Source organism: Nitratireductor lacus (assembly GCF_056431025.1).
In genome coordinates this window covers 41,392-62,310 of the sequence record NZ_JBWKMB010000009.1, presented here as the reverse complement: position 1 = coordinate 62,310, position 20,919 = coordinate 41,392, and the positions used below count along the sequence as shown (strand labels likewise).

19 protein-coding genes are annotated in these 20,919 nt (G+C 62.1%); 12 read left to right on the top strand and 7 right to left on the bottom strand.

Annotated features, from left to right (window positions below):
* Window positions 1-24: 24 nt before the first annotated feature.
* The 6 genes from AC07E3_RS09395 to AC07E3_RS09370 all read right to left on the bottom strand — a co-directional run bounded on the left by AC07E3_RS09395 (window position 25) and on the right by AC07E3_RS09370 (window position 6,356).
* A complete protein-coding gene (locus tag AC07E3_RS09395; RefSeq protein WP_478361428.1) occupies window positions 25-1,029 on the bottom strand; it encodes a TRAP transporter substrate-binding protein in 1,005 nt (334 codons plus the stop codon).
* 98 nt (window positions 1,030-1,127) lie between these two features.
* Window positions 1,128-2,045 (bottom strand): LysR family transcriptional regulator, encoded by a 918-nt coding sequence (locus tag AC07E3_RS09390; RefSeq protein ID WP_478361426.1) that lies wholly within the window; start codon window positions 2,043-2,045, stop codon window positions 1,128-1,130.
* 93 nt (window positions 2,046-2,138) lie between these two features.
* Complete coding sequence (argE, locus tag AC07E3_RS09385; RefSeq protein ID WP_478361424.1) at window positions 2,139-3,329, bottom strand: acetylornithine deacetylase; 1,191 nt, start codon at window positions 3,327-3,329, stop codon at window positions 2,139-2,141.
* A complete protein-coding gene (locus AC07E3_RS09380; protein WP_478361422.1) occupies window positions 3,322-4,815 on the bottom strand; it encodes a tripartite tricarboxylate transporter permease in 1,494 nt (497 codons plus the stop codon). The genes argE and AC07E3_RS09380 overlap by 8 nt, the downstream gene beginning before the upstream one ends.
* A 27-nt stretch (window positions 4,816-4,842) precedes the next feature.
* Window positions 4,843-5,355, bottom strand: coding sequence for a tripartite tricarboxylate transporter TctB family protein (locus tag AC07E3_RS09375; protein WP_478361420.1), 513 nt, complete (start codon window positions 5,353-5,355; stop codon window positions 4,843-4,845).
* Window positions 5,356-5,381: 26 nt separating this feature from the next.
* Window positions 5,382-6,356, bottom strand: coding sequence for a Bug family tripartite tricarboxylate transporter substrate binding protein (locus tag AC07E3_RS09370; protein WP_478361418.1), 975 nt, complete (start codon window positions 6,354-6,356; stop codon window positions 5,382-5,384).
* A 137-nt stretch (window positions 6,357-6,493) separates the two neighbouring features.
* Between AC07E3_RS09370 and AC07E3_RS09365 the strand changes: the two genes are divergently transcribed.
* Entirely contained in the window at window positions 6,494-7,402 is a 909-nt protein-coding gene (locus tag AC07E3_RS09365; protein WP_065817982.1) for a LysR substrate-binding domain-containing protein, read from the top strand.
* A 124-nt stretch (window positions 7,403-7,526) separates the two neighbouring features.
* Here the strand turns inward: AC07E3_RS09365 and AC07E3_RS09360 are convergent, their stop codons facing one another.
* Window positions 7,527-8,543: a LacI family DNA-binding transcriptional regulator gene (locus AC07E3_RS09360; RefSeq protein ID WP_478361416.1), complete on the bottom strand. Its 1,017-nt coding sequence runs from the start codon at window positions 8,541-8,543 to the stop codon at window positions 7,527-7,529.
* Window positions 8,544-8,800: 257 nt separating this feature from the next.
* Here AC07E3_RS09360 and AC07E3_RS09355 point away from each other — a divergent pair, with 257 nt between their 5' ends.
* From AC07E3_RS09355 to uxuA, 11 genes are all read left to right on the top strand, one after another.
* Entirely contained in the window at window positions 8,801-9,499 is a 699-nt protein-coding gene (locus AC07E3_RS09355) for a 6-phosphogluconolactonase (protein ID WP_478361578.1), read from the top strand.
* Entirely contained in the window at window positions 9,492-10,262 is a 771-nt protein-coding gene (locus AC07E3_RS09350) for a sugar isomerase domain-containing protein (RefSeq protein WP_478361414.1), read from the top strand. The genes AC07E3_RS09355 and AC07E3_RS09350 overlap by 8 nt, the downstream gene beginning before the upstream one ends.
* Window positions 10,259-11,410: an N-acetylglucosamine-6-phosphate deacetylase gene (locus AC07E3_RS09345; RefSeq protein WP_478361412.1), complete on the top strand. Its 1,152-nt coding sequence runs from the start codon at window positions 10,259-10,261 to the stop codon at window positions 11,408-11,410. The genes AC07E3_RS09350 and AC07E3_RS09345 overlap by 4 nt, the downstream gene beginning before the upstream one ends.
* The gene (locus AC07E3_RS09340) at window positions 11,407-12,669 is read left to right on the top strand and encodes a neutral/alkaline non-lysosomal ceramidase N-terminal domain-containing protein (protein ID WP_478361410.1); all 1,263 of its coding nucleotides are present in this window, start codon (window positions 11,407-11,409) and stop codon (window positions 12,667-12,669) included. Before AC07E3_RS09345 ends, AC07E3_RS09340 begins: the two co-directional genes overlap by 4 nt.
* Window positions 12,670-12,813: 144 nt before the next feature.
* A complete protein-coding gene (locus tag AC07E3_RS09335; protein WP_478361407.1) occupies window positions 12,814-14,136 on the top strand; it encodes an extracellular solute-binding protein in 1,323 nt (440 codons plus the stop codon).
* 78 nt (window positions 14,137-14,214) lie between these two features.
* A complete protein-coding gene (locus AC07E3_RS09330; RefSeq protein ID WP_007007211.1) occupies window positions 14,215-15,102 on the top strand; it encodes a carbohydrate ABC transporter permease in 888 nt (295 codons plus the stop codon).
* 47 nt (window positions 15,103-15,149) lie between these two features.
* Window positions 15,150-15,980, top strand: a complete 831-nt coding sequence (locus tag AC07E3_RS09325; RefSeq protein WP_378597181.1) for a carbohydrate ABC transporter permease — start codon at window positions 15,150-15,152, stop codon at window positions 15,978-15,980.
* On the top strand, window positions 15,977-17,218 hold the full coding sequence (locus AC07E3_RS09320; RefSeq protein ID WP_478361405.1) for an AGE family epimerase/isomerase: 1,242 nt from the start codon (window positions 15,977-15,979) through the stop codon (window positions 17,216-17,218). The genes AC07E3_RS09325 and AC07E3_RS09320 overlap by 4 nt, the downstream gene beginning before the upstream one ends.
* A gap of 2 nt (window positions 17,219-17,220) precedes the next feature.
* Window positions 17,221-18,282, top strand: a complete 1,062-nt coding sequence (locus AC07E3_RS09315) for an ABC transporter ATP-binding protein (RefSeq protein WP_478361403.1) — start codon at window positions 17,221-17,223, stop codon at window positions 18,280-18,282.
* Between the two features lie 3 nt (window positions 18,283-18,285).
* On the top strand, window positions 18,286-19,749 hold the full coding sequence (locus tag AC07E3_RS09310; RefSeq protein ID WP_478361401.1) for a mannitol dehydrogenase family protein: 1,464 nt from the start codon (window positions 18,286-18,288) through the stop codon (window positions 19,747-19,749).
* Window positions 19,746-20,906, top strand: coding sequence for a mannonate dehydratase (gene uxuA / locus AC07E3_RS09305; protein WP_478361399.1), 1,161 nt, complete (start codon window positions 19,746-19,748; stop codon window positions 20,904-20,906). Before AC07E3_RS09310 ends, uxuA begins: the two co-directional genes overlap by 4 nt.
* The last annotated feature ends 13 nt before the right edge of the window (window positions 20,907-20,919 follow it).

Here is a 20,919-nt window from a genome sequence, read left to right as displayed (position 1 = left end):
CATCAATGTGAGTTCAAAGGATGCCTATTCGGCGCGCGACGAACGAACCGCGTCAAGGAACCCGTCGGGGAGTTCGCCCTTTTCCTCCATCTCCTGATAGAAGCTCTGCATGCGCTCAACGAAATCCGAAGTGTCCGGTTCCGTATAGGCGACATCCTTGGCCTTCATGGCTTCAAGATCGCTGTTCGCCGCAGCAATCATGCGCTTTTCCGACTCTTCGGCCATTTCGGCAAAGGCATCGAGAACCTGTGCACGCAGTTCATCGGATAGGGCGTTCCAGCGCTTCGCGTTCGTCATGAAGGCCATGCCCTGCGGGTATTCGTCATGACGGATCACGTGTGGCGCAACCTCGTAGAACTTCATCGGCTCGACCAGCGCGATCGGGCTGTTCACCGCATCGACGATGCCGCGGCTGATGGATTCATAGACTTCCGTCCAGGCAAGCGTGCGAACCTCTGCGCCCAGATGGCGCCAGGCGGCAGCGGCCAGCTCGTCGGGATGCATGCGCAGCCGCGTGCCCTGCATTTCTTCCAGGTTCGTCCACGGCTTGTCGGTCACCATCACGCGATAGGGGCCACGCAGGAAGGCGGTCGGAGAACCGATCAGCGCGATGCCGGCTTCGTCTTCGATCTGCTTGAACCAGCCCTTGACCAGATCGGTCTGCATGAAGCGGACCCAGTGCTCGCGGTCGTCAAAAAGGAAGGGGGCCGAGGTGAACTTGATATCCGGCACCCATTTCTGGAGATAGCTCGTGCCTTCCGGATAGACATTCACGGTGCCGATCTGAAGCTGTTCGAGGACCGTGTCGTCGGAGCCGAGCTGCTCGTTCGGAAACACCTTGATCTCAACTTCACCGCCGGTCTTCTCGACCACTTTGTCGGCAAAGAATTGGAACAGTTCGCCCTCGATGCTGTCCGGCGGCATCTTGTGCGCCATGCGCCAGGTCTCGGCATGGGCCGAAACCGTGGCGGCGGCGCCGATCGCTGTCATCACGCCTGCGGCCAGAACATTGCGTAGAATACGGTTCATTATCCTTCCCCATCGTTTTTGTCTGGTTATGGGAACAGGATCGGAGAGCCGTCTTAAAAAGTCCAAATGAAAAATATGGCTTCCGGTGATAATTTTTTTCAATCAGGGTTGATCAGATAGTCATCAGGAAAGCGGCTCGAATAGGCAATCGCCTGCTGCCGGGCCATTTCCACGAATTCGTCCCTCAGGGTCTTGCGGGGCGAGGCTTCGGTGATCGCGAAAAACTCAAGCGGTGGAAATTCCACATCCACCGCGATTTCGTGCAGCGTGCCGCTTGCCAGTTCCTTCATCACCACCGCGCGCGGCATCGGCGCGATGCCAAGCCCTTCCTCGGCCATCTGCACAATGGTTGCAATGGAATTGGACGAGTGCACATTGACCCGCACCTTGGAGTGCATTTTCAGATAGCGCTCCAGTGTCTTGTAGGGGATCGAGTTCTTGGGAAAGCTGAGAATCGGCATGTCGAGCAGCGTACCCACCGCCGCCCTGCGAATGGGGAAGGCGGTTGGGCTTGCGACCCAGGCGACCGGAAACGAGCCGAGTGGCACGAAGTCGAGTTTGGGATCGTTCCCATCCCGCATTGCCAGTCCCACATCCACCGCGTGATCGCGCAGGGACTGGATGACTTCGGCCGAGGTCGAGGAGAGCATCTCAATGTTCACGCCGGGATATTTCTCCCGAAAACACTCCATCAACTGCACGAACCAGGAGCGCAGGATCGTGTCGGTCACACCAACGCGCAGCGAGCCGGTCATCTTTCTGCTCTTGTTGACCAGCCATTTCATTTCATTGGTGAGTTCGACCACCATCTCCGCATGCGAAAGAAGGACCCGGCCTTCGCTCGTCAACTGCACCCCACGCTTCGAGCGTTCGAAAAGCCTGGTGCCCAGCTCATTTTCGAGTGCGTTGATGCGTGAGGAAATGACTGGCTGGGTGGTGTGCAGAAGATCGGCAACCTTGCGAAAATTACGCACTTTCGCCAGGTGAATGAAGGTTTCCAGAAATCTCAACTGCACGGAAGGCACCTCAAAAAACAACGGCCCGCCACCCTTCCGGGCAACAGGCCGCATGCTAGTTGATGCTTTGCTCCCGCGCCATAGCGCCGAAGTTCACGCCGGTTCGGAAATCTTCGCTGCCAGCTTTTCCAGAAACGCAAGACAGAGAGAAAGCTGTTCGACCTCGACGAATTCATCCGGCTTGTGCGCCTGCCGGATGGAGCCTGGACCGACGATCACGGAAGGGATGCCGCCAATGGTCTCAAACACGCCTCCCTCTGAACCGTAAGAGACCTTTCCCGACCACTCGGGCATGATGTCGCGGAAGAAGGCGAAGCCCTCGCTCGCCGTGTTGTCGCCCATCGCGGGATAGGCGAAGATTTCTTCCCATTCGATACCGGTTTCGGCGCATTTTTCCTGCATTTTGGGCAGAATTTCCGAATTTGCGCGCGTTTTCAGAAATTCCAGCTCGGCCCGTGCGTCGTGAGTGGGTAAGCTACGGATTTCAAAGGTGAAACTGCAAAGATCCGGCGTCACATTGGTGGCGACGCCGCCGGAAATCATGGTTGCCAGCATGGTGGAGTGCGGCACGGTGAAATCATGGTCGAAGGGGCCGTTTTCGGCGATCTCTTCGGCACGCTCGGCGATCATCGCAATGATGCGCGCGGCATTGTCGATGGCGTTGACGTGATCGGGCGCGAAGGAGGAATGACCTGACGTTCCATGCACATGGCAGCGCATGGCGATCTTGCCTTTCTGGCCGGTCACCAGCGTCATGTCGGTCGGCTCGCCGATGATCGCAAGCATGGGCGGAACCTCGCGTTTCGCCAGCCATTCGGCGATGGCCGGCGCGCCAAGGCAGCCCACTTCCTCATCATGCGAGAAGCACAGCCAGACGGGGCGCTCCAGCTTCGCGGCGACAAGCTGCGGCACCATCGCCATGACGCAGGCGGCAAAGCCCTTCATGTCGCAGCTTCCGCGGCCATAGAGCTTTCCGTCGCGCTCGGTCAGATCAAAGGGCGGAGAGGTCCAGCCCTTTTCCAGAGCGGGCACCACATCCGTGTGCCCGGAAAGCACGACACCCGGCACGTCGGCCGGGCCGATACGGGCGATCAGGTTTGCCTTCTCGCCTGTCTCGTCCAGCAAAATGACCGGCTCGATGCCGTATTCCCGCAGGAACGCCGCCATGTGGTCGATGAGCGGCCGGTTCGTGTAGCGGCTCGTCGTATCGAAGGCGACCAGATCCTTCAGGTGGCTCTTGGCATTCTCAAGCAGTGACATGGTGGACTTTTCGGCCTCAGGCATTCTTTGCTGCACGATTCTCTCGGAATTTTTGCCACTCCCGGCGGATCGTCAGGCCGACGAAGAACACGATGAGACCTGCGAAAATCCAGGAAATGGCGGACTGGAAAAAGACGGACGGATCGCCGCGCGAAATGGCCAGCGCGCGGCGCAGATTGTCCTCGAACATCGGCCCCAGAATGAAGGCGATCAGGAACGGCGCCGGGGGGATGTTCAGGAGCAGCATGATGAAGCCGACAACGCCCATGACGAGCAGGACGGTGACATCGAACATGCTGCTGGAGATCGAGTAGATGCCGTAGATGCACAGCATCAGAACGACCGGCGTCAAAAGCACCTGCGGAATGGAGGAGATGTGCGAGAAGAAGCGCACCGTGAGCTTGCCCGCGCCGAACAGGAGAACCGAAGAGAACATCATGCCGATGAACAGCATGTAGACCTCGTTCAGATTGTTCTGGAACAAAAGCGGGCCGGGGGTGAGCCCCTGGATCATGAAAGCGCCGAGCATGACGCCGGTGATGACGTCGCCGGGAACGCCGAGCGCCAGCAGGGGAATCATGGTCGCGCCGCAGCAACCATTGTTGGCGGATTCGGACGCGGCGATGCCTTCCAGCTCGCCCTTTCCGAAATTCTCGCCGTTGGGCGAGGAGCGACGCGCCTCGCCATAGGAGAAGAAGGCGGCCGCTGACGGGCCAATGCCGGGAATGGCGCCCAGAACCACGCCGATGAAGCTGCCGCGAATGATGGATTTCAGCGAGCCGCGGAACTCCGCCAGTGTCAGGCGGTTATCGCCGAGTTTCATGGCCTCGCCATGGTTTTCGTCGCGGAACATGATGAGACGCAAAAGCTCGGGCAGGGCGAACAGGCCGATCAGCACCGGTGCAACCGAAAGGCCGCTCTTCATGTCCTCGGTCATGGCGAAGCGGAACGATCCGTACATGTCCTCGCCAACCGTGGCGAGCAACAGGCCGAAACAGGCCGACACGACGCCGAGCAAAAGCGAACCGCCGGAAATGGAGGCAACCATGGTGAGGGCAAAGGCCATCAGCATGAAATATTCAGGCGGGCCGACACGCAGCGCCAGAAGCGCCAGAGGGGCTGCCAGAAAGATGAGCGAGATGTTGGACAGGAAGTCGCCGATGCAGGACGAGATGAGCGCCATGTTGAGCGCCTTGCCGGCCTTGCCCTTCTGGGCGAGCGGCCAGCCATCGAGCACCGTGCAGGCGGCGGATGCAGTGCCCGGCGTCTTGATCAGGATTGCCGAGATCGACGCGCCGTAGGTGCTGCCCTTGTAGAGCGCGACAAGCAGCAGAATGCTGGTGACGGGCGGCAGATAGAAGGTGAAGGGCAGGGCAAGTGTGACCGCCATCGTGCCGGTCATGCCCGGAATGGCGCCGATGATCACGCCGGCCAGAATGCCCGCGCCCATGGCGAGCACATTGGCGAGCGTGGCGACGGATTCGAATGCGAAAAGAAGATCGTTCCACATGTGTTGAGCGGTCCCGGTGGCGGTCGGTCAGTTGAGGGTGGGGACGAGGCCCCAGCTTCCCGGCGGAAAGGGCGTGTGCGTCACATTGCCGAAGAAGAGCTGCAGGCCGAACGGCAGAAGAACGGCAAGAGCCAGAACGGCAACCCACCGCCCGGATGCGCCGGCAAGCAGGAAACAGGCAAGCGCCAGAAGCATGGAAGAGGCGAGAAAACCCAGCAATGGCACCAGAGTGACAAAGAGAGCGAATGCGGCGAGTGCCAGCGCAAGCCGTATCAATCGATTGCGCCATTCAACCGTCGAAGCCGGCTCTCTATCCGGTTCGTCGCTCGGCTCGTTTCCGCCGCCGAGCGTGGCGATCACCATCGCCAACAGGCCAAGCGCGAGCCCAAGAATGGAGACGGTGCGCGGCCACATGTCCGGCGGCGGCGCAAAGCCTGGAATGAAGGACGGACGCGGCACATGGATCGGGATGAGTGCGAAAAGCACAGTGCCGAAGAACAGGGCAATCAACAGCCCCCGGAGCATGGCCTTGTTCAACATGCCGCGTCCTCCATTGTTATGCCGACTTACTTAATATAGCCGAACTCTCGGGCGAGCCCGTTGAAGAGCTCGTACTGCGACTTGGCATAGGCTGCCATATCTTCCTTGCCGGCGGTGGAGATGGAGCCACGACGCTCGGCAAGCTCCAGCCATTTCTCGTCCTCGGCAACCTTTGCCAGCGTTTCCTGCCAGCGGGTCACGATGTCTTCCGGCAGATCCTTCGGGCCGTAGAGCGCGCTCCAGCCGGTGATCTGACCAGCCTTTTCAAAGCCAAGCTCGGCAGCGGTTGGCACGTCGGGCAGCGTTTCCATGCGCGACGGTGCATAGACCATGAGGGCGCGCATCTTGCCGGACTCGATGTGCGGCATCAGCGAACCGGCCGCGATGGCGAGGAAATCCACATGGCCACCGAGAAGCGCAGTCGCCAGCGCGCCGCCGCCCTTGTAGGGGACGAGGGTTGCAGCCGTCAGCGGGTCGAGTTCATTGTCTGCGAGAAGCGCCTGGACGGTAAAGCCGTCAATTGCGGTGGCGCCGGAGGCGCCATAGGTGAGAGCGCCGGGGTTGGCTTTCAGTCCCTCGACCAGCTCTTCAGCGGTCTTATAGGGAGAGTTTTCCGCCACCGCGAGGATCATCGGCGTGGCTTCCAGCGAGCCGAGGAAGGTGTAATCGTCCCAGCCGACCGGCGAGCTTTCCTGCACGGCGGGATACAACGCCATGCCGACACGGGCGAGCAGCAGCGTGTAGCCATCGGGCGTGCTTTCGGAAACGAAGCGCGCGCCATTCATGCCGCCATTGCCCGGCTTGTTGACGACAACGACCGGCTGGTCTCCGAGATGCTCGCGGGACGTTTCGGCCAGCGCGCGGGCTGCCAGATCGGAAGCACCACCAGCGCCATAAGGGGCAACGATGGTCACGGCCTTTTCCGGATAATCGGCATGGGCAGTGCCGGCAGCAAGGGCGACAACCGCTGCCGCCAGAACGGTTTTCATCAGAGATTTCATGCAAATCCTCCCAGGGAGAGTGAATCCATTCGCTCGAAGTGCTCGAGCGCCGTGAGGTTTTTGCACAGTATGCTTTCTTCTGCAAATAATGCCTGTTAGTATTACAATTATGAATACTGACTATTGAGGATACGCAGATGAACCTGAAGCAGCTTGAAGCTTTCGATGCGTTCATGAGCCATGGCTCGGCGACACGGGCGGCGGCCGCGCTCAAGATCAGCCAGCCGATGGTGAGCCGCCTGCTCGGGCAACTGGAAGAAACGATCGGCTTTCCGCTGTTTGTCCGCAAACGCAACCAGCTGATGCCAACGCATGAGGCGATCCTTTTTCACGCCAATGTCTCACGCTCGCTGACCACATTTCAGGAGCTCGAACGCGAGGCGCGCGCCATCGCCAACCGTCAGGTGGGCCGCATTGTGGTGGCGGCCCAGCCGATCTATGTGGATACGTTTCTCCTCGACGTGGTGGCGCGCTTCAAGGAGACGCACCCCGACGTGGCGGTGAAGATTGTCGATACGGGTCTGGAAGAGCTGCTGCGCATGTTCAACGAGGGGAGCTGCGATCTCGGCGTCGGCATCACGCTCGATGCGAGCCCCTATGGCGCACGCCTGATCCCGCTCGGCGCCTGTGAAGCGCGCTGCCTGATCCCGCGCGGGCATCGGCTGGCGGGCCGCGACGTTGTGCGCCTGGAGGACCTGAAGCGGGAGGTTTTCGTAGAGCTTGCCATTGGCAGCCCGCTGCGCACGCGCGTCGACTATATGATGCAGACGGCGGGCGCCCAGCGCCGGATCGCAGCCGAAGCGCGCACGCTGCGCGCGGTGCACGGTCTCGTGCGGCGCGGCGTGGGCATCGCAATCGTCGATCCGTTCAGCATTCTCCTGCCTTCAGGCGATGATGTGATTGAACGGCCGCTGGAGCCTTCCATTCCCTGGGAAATGGCCATTTTCCATCATGAAGACCGGCCGCTAAGCCGGATCGAGAACGCATTCATCGAAACGATCAGGGCTGAGATCGGCGAATTGCGAGAAGAGGGCGTTCTTTCGTGAAGAGCATGAGTTCCATAATGCATATTACGCGATCTTATACTGTGGCCGCCTTTTCAGTGATACGACCATTCGACCGGTTGGTTGACCGGTGCAGTGCGCGGGCCGGCCGGACAGCACCGGCCAATCAGCCACGCGCGCGACCGCGCCGGGGGGCATGGCCTGTCGTCGAGCGAACGATCAAATGCGTCTCCAGAACATAGGAAGCATCGCGCACCGCCTGCGACCCGAGCACCTCCATCAGCAGAGACACAGCCAGCTTTCCAGCTTCTATGGAGCGGCTGGAAACGGTTGTGAGGCTTGGCACCGTCAACGGTCCCAGCGCATCGTCGCAGCCGACCACCGAGAATTCGCCGGGCACGCTGACGCCCCGCTCGCCAAGGCCGGCCAGAATGCCCTGCGCCGTCACGTCGTCAAAGGCAATCGCCGCCGTCGCGCCCTTTGCGAGGATGGCATCGACCGCCTGCAAACCGGCCTCGAAACTTGGAACGCTGGCGGAGACGAAGCTCAGCTCAAGGCCAAGCTTCTTTGAGGCCCGGCGCACGGCGGCGCGACGCTGCTTGTTGGACCAGGAGGTGGACGGGCCGCTGACATAGACGATGTTGCGGTGCCCGAAATCCGCCAGATGCTGGGTCGCCTCGGCAATGCCCGTACCGCTGTCGATCAGCACTTTCGGGATGCCCTTCACATCGCGGTTGATCAGAACCAGAGGGCGCAGCAGCGCATGGGCCGCGATGCGCTCGTCCGAAAGTCGGGGCGATGCCAGGATGATGCCCTCGACCTGCCCGGCAAAACGACCGAGAAGCTGGTCCTCCTTTTCCGGGTCTTCATCGGAATTTCCGAGAAACACGCAGAAATCGGAGCGATCCGCCTCGACCTGGGCGGCGCGGATCATGGGCGGGAAAAACGGGTTTGCGACATCCGGCACGATCAGCGCCACATTGCCATAGCGCCCGGTGCTGAGCGCACGGGCCGTGTGATTTGGCACGTAACCGAGTTTGCCGGCGGCCGCCTTGATCCGCTCGACCGTCTCCGGGCTCAGCATGTCGGGCCGCGTGTAGGCGCGGGACACGCTTGAGCGAGCCACCCCGGCCTCCTTCGCCACCTGACTGATCGTCACGCCGCCTTTGCGTTCCGCTGCCACCGCCTGCCCTCGAACCTTGTGCTTTCCTGGCGACAAGATGCACCGCCGCGAGGCCTCAGGCAACCGGTTGACATGCAACCGGTTGCACAGCATAGTGCGCGCATTCACGTTCTACTCTGCCGCAAGGTCCTGCCATTCGCTGGCGCACTCTTGGGAGACATGATTTGCAGCACAGCCAAGCCGCGCTCCAGCCCACCCCGCTTGTTGACCGGAAGATCGACAGGCTCACCGTAAAAACCTTTGCAGACCGCGACGCGATGGGTGCAGCCGCTGCCGCCGACATCGCCAAAGCGCTGCGCGAAAGACTGGCCAGCCAGAAGAATGTGCGGGTCATTTTCGCATCCGCGCCGAGCCAGTCCTCGATGATCGAGCAGCTTCGCGCCATGCCCGACATCGACTGGTCGCGCGTGACCGCCTTTCACATGGATGAGTTCATCGGCCTTGCGCCGGATGCGCCCCAGCGCTTCGCGCACTGGCTGAACCGGCATATTTTCGATGCGCTGCCGCTGGCTGCCGCACACCGGATCGACCCCGGCGCAGACCCGGAGAGAGAAGCGCAACGCTACACCGCGCTGCTTAACGAAGCGCCCATCGACTTTGTGTGCCTCGGCATCGGCGTCAACGGCCATATCGCGTTCAACGATCCGCCCATCGCCGATTTTGACGATCCGCTGGACGTCAAACTCGTGGAGCTCGACGCGGTCTGCCGCCAGCAGCAATATGATGATGGCGGCTTTGAGAGCCTTGATGCAGTGCCGCGCACCGCGCTGACGCTCACCATTCCAAGGCTGTTGCGCGCCGACCGCATGTTCTGCATCGTGCCCGGCGCTCACAAGCGCGACGCCGTGCACGGAACGCTGCACGGAGAGCGGACAACCGCTTGCCCGGCAAGCATTCTGCGCGAACATGAGAACTGCACACTCTACCTGGACAAAGAGGCCGACCCCGATGCCTGAGATCAACGCCGACGCGATCTGCGCAGACTATCTCGCAACGAGCCACGCGCTCATGCAGCGCATTCTCGATGAAGAGCGTAACACGCTGGACAAGGCCGCCGAACGCCTCGCCTCCCAGATCGAGGCGGACCGGCTTGTGCACATTTTCGGCCCCGGCGGGCACTCCAATCTCGCCAGCCAGGAGGTGTTTTTCCGGGCCGGCGGCCTGATGCATATGAGCGCGATTCTTGATGAAGGCACGCTGCTTTCCAATGGCGCATTGCGCTCCATGGCGATCGAACGCACGCCGGGCTATGGCCGCGTTGTCATTGCCGATGCCCGCCTTGGCCAAGGCGACGTGCTGATCCTCGCAAACGCCTACGGCATCAACGCAGCCCTGATCGATGCTGCGCTGGAGGCGAAGTCTCGCGGGGCGTTTCTCATCGGCGTCAGCTCGCGCGAACACGCAGAAAGCACGAGCCCGGACCACCCGGCGCGCCACCCGGAAAAGAAGAACCTGCACGATGTGGTCGACATCGCCATCGACACGAAAGTGCCGATCGGCGATGCGGTGGTCAGCCTGCCGGGCATGACGGAAAACATCTCCGCCATCTCCACATTTGCCAATGCGTTCGCGCTCAACTGCCTGGTGATCCGCACCGTTGCCAAACTGCTCGACCGGGGCGTCGAACCGCCGGTCTGGCGCAGCGGAAATGCACCGGGTGGCGATGAGGCAAACGCCCGCTTCCTGGCGCGCTTCCGCGACCGGGTTCGCGCGCTGTGAGCACGGAAGAGACCATAGCCGGGCGCGATCCCGTTACCGGAGGCGGCATCGCCATCACGATCCGCGACGGGCGGATCGCAGCCATTGCCGAGACGGGCGCGCAGGATGAAGCCTATCTCACGCCCGGTCTGGTCGACCTGCAGGTCAACGGCTATGCAGGCCTCGACCTGAATGACGGCGCACTGACGCCGAAGCGCGTTTGCGAACTCACCCGCATCATGGCCGGGCTCGGCGTGACCACGTATCTTCCAACGCTCGTGACAGGCTCGCGCGAGCGGCTGCTCGATGGGCTTGATGCCATCGCTACGGCGCGGCGCGAAGATCCTCTCTGCGCGCGCATGATCCCCGGCGTTCACATGGAAGGCCCGAGCATCGCGCCCGAGGACGGGCCGCGCGGCGCGCATCCGGCGGAGCATGTGCGGCCACCATCGCTTGATGAATTCAATGCGTGGCAAAAGGCGAGCGGCGGCCTTGTCCGCCTCGTGACCCTTGCGCCCGAATATGAAGAGGCCCCAGCCTATATTCGCGCCATCACGGCGCAGGGCGTTCATGTCGCCATTGGGCATTCCTCTGCCACGCCCGAGCAGGTGCATGCCGCCGCCGAGGCCGGCGCGCGGCTCTCGACGCATCTGGGCAATGGTGCAGCCGCGCTCATGCCCCGCCATCCCAACCTTATCTGGGCGCAGCTCGCCGATGATCGGCTGACGGCCACGCTCATCGCCGATGGCCATCACCTGCCGGACGACACGTTCAAGACCATGCTGCGCGCCAAGGGGCTGGAACGCGCCTTGCTCGTTTCCGACAGCGTGGCGCTGGCCGGCATGGTGCCCGGCATCTACCGGCAGCCGATTGGCGGCGATGTCGAGGTGCGCGCCGATGGACGCGTGGGCATTGCCGGAACACCCTATCTGGCCGGAGCCGGCCTGCCATTGATTGCAAACATTCCCATCGCGATGCGCATGGCCGGGCTTTCGTTGGCGCAGTCGCTCAGGCTCGCCACGGCCAATCCGGGTGCGTTTGTCGATGGGCGGGGCGTGATGAAGCTGGATGCGCCGGCCGATCTCATCCGGTTTTCAATTGACGGGAAAACCGGCTCCTTTGAGCTGAAGACCACGCTTGTTCACGGCGAAGAGGTGTTCTCCGCATGATCCGCGCAGGCGTCGCCACGGTAGACATCACCCCGCCGGCAGGCTTGCCGCTTTCCGGCTTTGCCGCCCGCACCCTGCCGGCAACGGGTGCGCACGATACGCTGACAGTGCGTGCGCTGGCTGTCAACGATACGGCGATGGTGGTTGCCGATGTGATCGGCCTGCACGGAGACATGAGCGCACGCATCCGCCGCCGCTGCGCCCTCCCCGAGACCAATGTCATCATCAGCGCCCTTCACAATCATGGCGGCCCCGTTTCCATGGCCGGACGCCTGACGATTGAGACCGACGAGGCCTATCTGCAGAGGCTGGAGGATGCCTGTGTCGAAGCCATCGATCAGGCGGTCGCCGCGCAAAGGCCTGCAACGCTCTCGGTCGGGCTCGGATCCGACCCGGACATTGCCCGCAATCGCCGCCACCCGGACGGCCCGGTGGATCGCGCTCTGCCGCTTCTGCGTGTGCGCGACGAGAATGGCGACATGATCGCCTTGATGACGGGCTATGCCTGCCATCCCGTCGTGCTGGGCGCAGACAACCGGCTGTGGACCGCCGACTATCCGCACTATGTGCGCCGCGCGCTGGAAACCGCGCATCCCGGAGCCACCGCCCTGTTCGTTACCGGATGTGTGGGCGACGCGAACACGGGGCACAGCGCCCATGCCTCGATCAGCCTTGCCGCAAACCCGGACCGCAGCTTTGCCGCCGCCGAGCGGATTGGCGAGGCGATTGCAAAGGCAGCGCTGGAAGCACCAGAACAGGCGCTCGGCGGGGATGTGACGGCGCTGGAAGCTGAGGTTGCCCTGCCATTCAAGCGCCGTGAGACGGAGACGCCGGCGGAACTGGCAGCGCGGTGGCGCGCTGAGCGTGCAGTAGCGGAACCCGCGCAGGCAGCGCTGCTCGACGCCTGGATTCACTGGGCCGAGACCATTGCGCTTGAGCCGGCCAACGCTCTGTCGGGCCGTGTCTCCCTGCTCGATTGGGGCGGATTGCCAATCTTTGGCCTGCCCGGAGAGATCTTTGCGGCGACCGCGCTTAGCCTGCGGTCTGCATGCGGCGAGCGCCCGGCCTTCATCGCCGGGTTCGCGGAAGACAATCCCGGCTATATCCCGCCGTCAGAGGAATTTGCTTTCGGCGGATATGAGGTGGACGAGGCGCACCGCTATTACGGCCAGCCGGCAAGTTTCGCACCCGGTTGCGCAGAAGCACTCGCCGCGGCTGGCGTTGCGCTTCTCGAGAAAACGAAGTCTGGCAGGAATTAGAGGGAGACAGGGCCGGGCCTTCGCGAAATGCGGGGCGGCCATGCTGATGCAAAAGGAAGTCGGCTTGACGCGCAACCGGTTGCATGGCAGTTTTTCATTGGGAACGAAATTGCAGTCTGCTCACGTCGAAAGGGAGAACAAAAGATGAGAGCGTACAGGTCCAGCAACACAAAATCCGGCAGCTCGAGCTTCACGGCTCGGGTGGCGGCGCTGTCACTGGGGGTGGCGATTGCCGCGATCTCCGGTTCCGCATTTGCCCAGACCATCAATGTCTGGAGCGGCTACCCTGAAATGGCGCCGTTCTACGAGCACGTGGCGGAAGGGCTGAAGGAAAAATATCCTGACCTCACAGTCAACGTTGAAGCGATTGCCCTGCGCGAACATGAGAAGCGCATTGCGCTCGGCCTCACCTCCGGCTCTGCCGGCGTGACCGTGATCGAGCTCGCGGGCTCCACGGCCAGCCGCTACATCGAAAACGACCTGCTGCCGGCGGCACCGGAAGCCGTGGCGAACTTCGTCACCAACAGCGATAATTTCGGCGACTTCTTCGTCGATGCCGCCTCCAAGAACGGCACCGTTTATGGCGTTCCGCTTTTCCGCGGACAGGGCGCGCTTTTCTACAATGTCGACATGTTCGAGGAAGCCGGCCTCAAAGAGCCGCCGCAGACCATGGAGGCCTATACGGATTACGCCGAGAAACTGACCCAGCGCGACGCTGACGGCAAGGCGACCGTTTCAGGCTGGAGCCTGCGCCTTTCGGGCGGCGGCCAGGGCATTGCCGAGAAGTTCTGGATCAACCTGTTCCAGTATGGCGGCTCGGTCATCGAGGAAGTGAGCGACGGCAAGTGGAAGGCGAACTACGCCAACGAGGCCGGCCGCAAGGCACTCAAGCAGTATCTCGAGAACGTGCATGTGCTGAAGACTGTGACGCCTGAAATGCCGGCAGACGCCGAGGCTTTCGAGCGCGGCCAGACGGCGATGTTCATCCGCGAATCCTGGGTGATCGCCGACATCGCGGCCAAGGCTCCGGACCTGAACTATGCGACCGCGCCGCTGCCGGTCGGCTCCATCGCCCTGCCGGCCAACCTCTATGTGAACTCCGTCGAGGGTGAGGACGCAGAGGCCGCATGGGCCTATGTGCAGGCCGCCAACGAACCGGAGAACCTGGTCTGGCTTCTGGACAATGTCGGCTGGCTGCCCAACCGTTCTGGCGTCGACTATAGTGTCGTCACGGAAAAGGTTCCCGCCTATGGCGCATTCGTCGACTATCCGGACGGCTACAAGTTCTTCACCCTGCCGGCCATCGGTCCGATCGAGGAGGTGCTGACGCGTCTCGCCGCCCAGCTTACCAACGCCTATGGCGATGCCTCGCTTGCCGAAGATGACGCCGCGATCGATGCGATGCTCGCAAAGGCTGCCGAAGAGACCAACAACATCCTGAAGCGCGAAGGCCTTCTCGCCGACTAGGCGCTTCAACGATACCATCATCCCGGAAACGGCGTCCGCGCCGTTTCCGGTCTGTGACTTCAGGCGGACGGGAACAAAATGCTGCAACAAAAGCGATGGCGCTTTGCCATTCTGGCGATCCTACCGACGCTGGCGATCTTTGCCTGGGTGCGCATGTACCCGATCGTCGAGACACTGCGGCTGAGCCTGCATCAGTGGAACATCCTGTCGAAGAACAAACCGTTCATCGGCCTGGCGAATTTCCGCGAGCTGTTTCAGGACCAGCTCTTCCTGAACGCCCTGACAAACACGTCGATCATCGCTTTCGGCGTGGTCATTCTTACGGTGCCCACCGCCATGGTGATCGCCGGGCTTATCCACCACCGCACGCATTCGCGCTTCTCCGGGTTCTACGAGACATCGGTCTTCATCCCGCATGTCGTCTCGCTGGTGCCGGCGGCGATGGCCTGGAAATGGATTTTCGACGCCAAGCTCGGCCCGCTTAACGCTTTGCTGGAATTCTTCGGCATTCCGGCGCAGGCATGGCTTTTCGACCCCGTTCTTTCGGTGATCTGCATTATCGTTCTGTGTTCCTGGCAGGCGCTCGGTTATGCCGTTCTGATCTATCTTGTCGGCTTCAAGAACCTTCCGGTCTCTCTCTTCGAGGCTGCCAAGCTTGATGGCGCGTCCGGCGTGCAGCGTTTCTGGCATGTCTCGGTGCCGATGCTGAAGCCGATTACGCTCTATGTTTCAGTTGTCACGCTGATCTCGGGCTTCAATGTCTATGCGCAGGCCTTCGTGCTTGCATCGGATTCGCAGGGCGCACCCGGCAGACAGGTTCGGGTTCTGGTGCTCGACATGCTTGAAAACAGTTTTCGCAATTATCGCGTCGGCTATGCCGCGTCCGAAGCCGTGGTGCTTCTGGCCATCGTCCTCGTGCTGACACTCATCCAGTTTGGTCTTCTTCGGGAAAAGGGGCGGAAATGACACAGACAATTGCCGCTTCCACACCACGCCCGAAAGCCGGCGGGCGCATGAAGACCCGGGGCAAGCTCATCGACTTCGCCATCGATGTGTTCCTGTTCTGCTTCTCGATTCTGATGATCCTGCCGCTGGTGTTTCTGGTGTCGAACGCCTTCAAGACGCCTGAGGAGATCGTCGCCTGGCCGCCACGCATCATCCCCACCGATCCGACGCTGGAGAACTTCCGCTCGGTGCTGGCGGACACGCCCTTGCCGATGTGGATCTTCAACAGCGTCGCCTTCTCCACCCTTTCCATGGTGGCGATTGTCATGACCTCGGCAATCGCCGGCTATGTCCTGGCCAAGTTTCCGTTTCGCTCGCTCAACATCATCTTCATCCTGATCCTCGCCACGGCCATCGTGCCGTTCGAGGTCTATATGATCCCGCTCTATTTCCAGGCCCAGGCGCTGGGTGTGCTCAATTCCCTCTGGGGCCTGCTGCTTGGCTATCTGGTCATGAGTTTCGGCATCTTCCTGATCCGCCAGAACGTGATGCATTCCATTCCAGACGAACTGCTCGAGGCCGCGCGCATCGACGGGGCGGGAGAGTTCTGGATCTTCTGGAAGATCGTCCTGCCGCTCTTGCGCGGCGCGCTCGGAGCGCTCGCCGTTCTCGCCTTCTTCCAGGCATGGACCTCCTTCGCCTGGCCGATGATCGTGACGACGACGCGCGACAGCTACACGATCGAGGTTGGCCTCGCCCTCTTCCAGACCGGCTTCACCGTCGATCTTGGCCGGCTGAGTGCAGCATCTGCGGCCGTGCTCGTGCCCTCCATCACCCTGTTCGTGATCCTGCGTCGCAACTTCGTGCAGGGCGTCGCCAGCACGGGGATGAAGGAATGATCGCTGAGAACGCCTTCTTTCCTGAGGCAGCCGACCGCTATGCATCGGCAAATGCCGGTACGCTCCGATGGATGCTGGATCGCCCCCGGCTTGGGGCGGGCTTCCTGAACACCAAGGTCAACAGCCTGACGCTTGCCGATTATGGCGACGCCGACGGTCTGCGCGGGCCCGACTACACCTATGGGTGGATTCAGGGGCGTGGTCTCGAAGCGCTGGTCAGCCATGCGGCTTTCTTCGAGACGCGCGATGCGGCGCTGTCTCGGCGGCTCGATGAGGCCGGGCGCTCGCTCTTCGCGCGCATCAAGGAGCTTCAGGCGCGCGATGGCCATGTCTATTTTCGCTATGATGCCGGGCTTCGCCCTGTTCGTGCGGATGGCGATGGCGCGGTGACCGCTCAGGAACCGGCAGGAGACGTGTTCACCTATTCCGACGCATTCGCCGCCAAGGGACTGGTGGCTGCGGCAGCCCGCTATGCGCCTGAAGAACTGCCCGGGTATCTGCGCTATCTCGCCGATGTGATTGCCGCAATCGAGGATGGCCGCTTCCAGATGAGCGAGGAGAAGCCTCTGGGGGGCGAAGCGCTCGCCAGCGAACCGGACGATTTCGGGCCGCGCATGATCTTGCTCGGCGCTGCCGGCATGCTGGAACGCTGTGGCCTTTCAGATCACGCCGCCTATGCGCAGCGTTTCATCGATCATGTCATCGAGAACCATCTGGACGAGAAAACCGGATTGCTGCGCAATGTGCCCGGCGGCGATGACTGCAATGTCGGACACGGCATCGAGTTTGCAGGCTTTGCGCTGGACCACGCACCCGTTCGCACGAACCCTGCGCTGGTCGCCACGCTGGAGCACATCCTGATCGCTTCCTTTCGGGCAAGCTTTGCCGAATGCGGGCTGCATCTCACCGTCTCGGTTTCGTCCGGCGAAAAGCTCAGCCCCTACCGGCCATGGTGGTCGCTGCCGGAAACCATCCGCACCGCCGCGCTCTGCCATCAGCTGACCGGCAGCGCCGACAGTCTCGCCATCTGGCAGCAGGCGGACAGCGCATTCTTTGAATATTACTGGCGCGGTGCGCCGGCCATTGCCTACCAGACCCGCACGGCGGATGGCCCCACCGACTATGTGCCCGCCACGCCAGATCTGGACCCCGGATATCACACCGGTCTGAGCCTTCTTGCCGCAATCCGCGTTGCGGAGGCTCTTTCAACGTCACACCCCGCTTACGCCTCGAGGTAACCATGGCTTCAGTCGACATCCAGGATGTCCGCAAATTCTACGGACAGCTCGAAACCATCAAGGGCGTAACCGTCGACGTGCCGGATGGCGCGTTCGTGGTTCTGGTCGGACCTTCCGGCTGCGGCAAGTCCACCCTGCTGCGGATGATTGCCGGGCTTGAGGATATTTCCGGCGGCACGATCAGCATCGGCGGGCGCGTCATCAATGATGTGGAGCCCAAGCACCGCGACATCGCGATGGTGTTCCAGAACTACGCACTCTATCCGCACATGACGATTGCCGAGAACATGGGCTTTTCGCTCAGGCTCGCCAAACGCCCGAAAGACGAGATCGACCAGCACGTGCGTGAAGCCGCCGGCATTCTCGGCCTCGCCGATTATCTCGACCGTTATCCGCGCCAGCTCTCCGGCGGTCAGCGCCAGCGCGTCGCCATGGGCCGCGCCATCGTGCGCAATCCGCAGGTCTTCCTGTTCGACGAGCCGCTTTCCAATCTCGACGCCAAGCTGCGCGTGCAAATGCGCGCCGAGCTGAAGGAGATTCACGCGCGGCTGAAGACCACCACCGTCTATGTCACGCATGACCAGATCGAGGCCATGACCATGGCCGACCGGATCGTCGTCATGCGCGACGGCATCGTGGAGCAGGTCGGCGCGCCGCTGGACCTTTACGACCGCCCGAACAACACCTTTGTGGCAAGCTTCATCGGCTCGCCTTCGATGAACCTTCTGCCGGGTGTCATTGCCGATGGCGGCAAGAGCGTTCGCGTCGAAGCCGGAGCGGAACTGCCGTTCGAAGGCGCACCGCCGGCAATAGGCAAGATGGTCTATGGCATCCGGCCGGAGCATCTCCACCTGGCGGACGATGGCGAAGGTTTTGAGGCCGTTGCAACCAATGTCGAGCCGACGGGCTCTGAAACGCTGGTTCAGGTTCGCGTGGGAGAGCAGATCGTCTCGGCGCAGCTTCGTGATCGCGTCAACATCCGCGCGGGCGACACAGTGCGCCTTGGCGTTCAGGCGGCCAAGGCGCACCTCTTCGATGCAGAGACAAGCCAGAGGCTCGGCTAGACCGTGACGGCGCACCGTCTCAATCGCACCCGCCTTTCACAACTGCCCGAAACCGTCGGGCGCCCGGGATATGATCCGGCGGGTTTGAGCGCGGGCATCGTGCATATCGGCGTCGGCGCGTTTCATCGCGCCCATCAGGCCGCTTATGTGGATGCCTGTCTTGCGGAGGGAGACACGAATTGGGGCATCATCGGCGTCTCCCTCCGCAGTCCGACCATGCGCGATGCGCTGGCCCCGCAGGACTGGCTCTACACACTCGCCGAGAAAGACGGTTCCGGCGAAACGCTGAAAGTGATCGGGTCCGTGATGAAGGTGCTGGTTGCACCGGAAGACCCACAGGCTGTCCTTACCGCGATGAGCGATCCGCAAACGCGCATCGTGACGCTGACCGTGACCGAGAAAGCCTATCCGCAAAAGCCGGATGGCGGCCTCGACACGCAGGACCGGACAGTTGCGGCGGACCTCGCCAATCCCGACCGGCCGACCGGCATACTGGGTTTTCTGACAGAAGCCCTCGCCCGAAGAAGGGCTGACGACATCCCGCCCTTCACTGTCCTTTCATGCGATAACCTGCCAGCGAACGGGGAAACGCTGCGCCGCCTCGTGATCGAGTTTGCGACCATGCGCGATCCCGAGTTGGGCCGCTACATCGAGCAAAATGTCGCCTTCCCTTCGAGCATGGTGGACCGCATCGTTCCGGCAACCACCGGTGACGACCGCCAAAGGGTTGCGCAGGCACTCGGCGTTGAAGATGCATGGCCCGTGGTGACAGAGCCATTCATGCAATGGGTGGTGGAAGACAATTTCCCGATGGGCAGGCCCGCCTGGGAACGCCATGGCGTCGAGATGGTGGCCGATGTCGCCCCTTTCGAAGAGATGAAGCTTCGGCTTTTGAACGGTGCGCATTCGGCCATCGCCTATGCAGGACAGCTACTCGGGCGCGAAACCGTGGCGGACGCGTTTGCCGATCCGGTTATCCATGATTTCGTAAAAGGGCTATGGCGGGAATCCGCTCAGACTCTCTCGGGAGAGGCCGGCCTGAAGCCGGACGAATACATGGCCCGGCTTGCAGACCGTTTCGCCAACCCGGCGCTGCGCCATCGCACGGCGCAGATTGCCAATGACGGTTCGCAGAAACTGCCGCAGCGCTTCATCAATCCGCTGCTGGAACGGCTGCACGCAAGCGAAGACGCACCGCATCTCGCAGCCGGTGTTGCACTCTGGATTACAGCGCTCGCAGACAGGAGCGAGCCGCCGGCCTTCACCGATCCGCTGGATGAGGCGCTGAAAGCGGCCATCGCAAAGACGACCAGTCCCGCTGACACCGTCGCTGCTGTTCTTCAGGCTGCCCGTTTCGACAGGGTCGACCGATACCTGCCTGCCGTCCTCGAAGCCTGTCAGCGCATCGCGGATCATGGCGTTTCGGCGACCCTTGCCCATTACGCTCGAGGAGACATCACCCAATGAAAGAGACCTGGCGCTGGTTCGGTCCGGACGATCCGGTGACGCTCGCCCATGTGCGGCAGGCAGGTGCGACGGGCATCGTCACCGCCCTGCATCATCTCAATGACGGTCGCGCCTGGCCGCAGGACGAGATCGACAAGCGCAGGCACGAAATCGAACAGGCCGGCCTTGAATGGTCGGTCGTTGAAAGCGTCATAGTGCATGAGCATGTGAAAACGCGCAGCGGCGACTTTCGCGCGCTGATCGACAATTACAAGACCTCGATCCGCAATGTCGCCCGCGCCGGGGTGCGCACCATCTGCTACAATTTCATGGCCATCACCGACTGGACGCGGACGGATCTCGACTATCCGATGCCCCATGGCGGGACGGCGCTGCGCTTCGATGCAGTCGAATTCTGTGTCTACGATGTCTTCATCCTCGCGCGTCCGGGCGCCGAGGCGGACCACCCGGCCGAGCGGGTGGAGGCTGCGCGCGAGCGCCTGAGGACGATGAGCGAAAGCGATCTGGCGCGGCTGGAGCGAAATCTCATCGAATGGGTGCCGGCCCGCGAATTCGTCTATGACCGCGAGAGCTTCCGGCGCATGCTGGATACTTATCGCGACATCTCTGCCGATGGTCTGCGCGAAAATCTGGCAGAGTTCCACCGGGAAATCATGCCGGTGGCGGAGGAGGAAGGTGTGGTGATGGCGATCCATCCCGACGACCCTCCGTTCCCGCTGTTTGGCCTGCCGCGCATCGTTTCCACGCATGGCGACCTGAAGGCGCTGCTCGAGGCTGTCCCCTCAGAGGCAAACGGCCTGACCTTCTGCACCGGCTCGCTGGGGGCGAACCCGGCAAACGACCTTCCGGCCATGGCGAAGGCTCTCGGACCGCACATTCACTTCGCGCATCTGCGCAACGTGAAACGGGAGCCGTGCGGCTCTTTCCATGAAGCAGAGCATCTGGAAGGCGACACGGACATGATTGCCGTGGTGGCCGCCCTGATGGATGAAGAGAGGCGACGTGGCGGGCAGATCCCCATGCGCCCCGACCATGGGCATGCGATACTGGACGATCTCGGCAAACGGGTGAACCCCGGCTATTCGGGTATCGGCAGGCTGAAAGGGCTGGCCGAACTGCGCGGCGTGATGCGGACACTCGAATATTTGCGAACGTGACACCGGATGGCTT

Coding starts and splice junctions, on each gene's coding strand:
- AC07E3_RS09395 (WP_478361428.1), bottom strand. CDS start 1,029: ATGAACCGTATTCTACGCAATGTTCTGGCCGCAGGCGTGATGACAGCG.
- argE (WP_478361424.1), bottom strand. CDS start 3,329: ATGCCTGAGGCCGAAAAGTCCACCATGTCACTGCTTGAGAATGCCAAG.
- AC07E3_RS09380 (WP_478361422.1), bottom strand. CDS start 4,815: ATGTGGAACGATCTTCTTTTCGCATTCGAATCCGTCGCCACGCTCGCC.
- AC07E3_RS09375 (WP_478361420.1), bottom strand. CDS start 5,355: ATGTTGAACAAGGCCATGCTCCGGGGGCTGTTGATTGCCCTGTTCTTC.
- AC07E3_RS09370 (WP_478361418.1), bottom strand. CDS start 6,356: ATGAAATCTCTGATGAAAACCGTTCTGGCGGCAGCGGTTGTCGCCCTT.
- AC07E3_RS09365 (WP_065817982.1), top strand. CDS start 6,494: ATGAACCTGAAGCAGCTTGAAGCTTTCGATGCGTTCATGAGCCATGGC.
- AC07E3_RS09355 (WP_478361578.1), top strand. CDS start 8,801: ATGGGTGCAGCCGCTGCCGCCGACATCGCCAAAGCGCTGCGCGAAAGA.
- AC07E3_RS09350 (WP_478361414.1), top strand. CDS start 9,492: ATGCCTGAGATCAACGCCGACGCGATCTGCGCAGACTATCTCGCAACG.
- AC07E3_RS09340 (WP_478361410.1), top strand. CDS start 11,407: ATGATCCGCGCAGGCGTCGCCACGGTAGACATCACCCCGCCGGCAGGC.
- AC07E3_RS09335 (WP_478361407.1), top strand. CDS start 12,814: ATGAGAGCGTACAGGTCCAGCAACACAAAATCCGGCAGCTCGAGCTTC.
- AC07E3_RS09330 (WP_007007211.1), top strand. CDS start 14,215: ATGCTGCAACAAAAGCGATGGCGCTTTGCCATTCTGGCGATCCTACCG.
- AC07E3_RS09325 (WP_378597181.1), top strand. CDS start 15,150: ATGAAGACCCGGGGCAAGCTCATCGACTTCGCCATCGATGTGTTCCTG.
- AC07E3_RS09320 (WP_478361405.1), top strand. CDS start 15,977: ATGATCGCTGAGAACGCCTTCTTTCCTGAGGCAGCCGACCGCTATGCA.
- AC07E3_RS09315 (WP_478361403.1), top strand. CDS start 17,221: ATGGCTTCAGTCGACATCCAGGATGTCCGCAAATTCTACGGACAGCTC.
- uxuA (WP_478361399.1), top strand. CDS start 19,746: ATGAAAGAGACCTGGCGCTGGTTCGGTCCGGACGATCCGGTGACGCTC.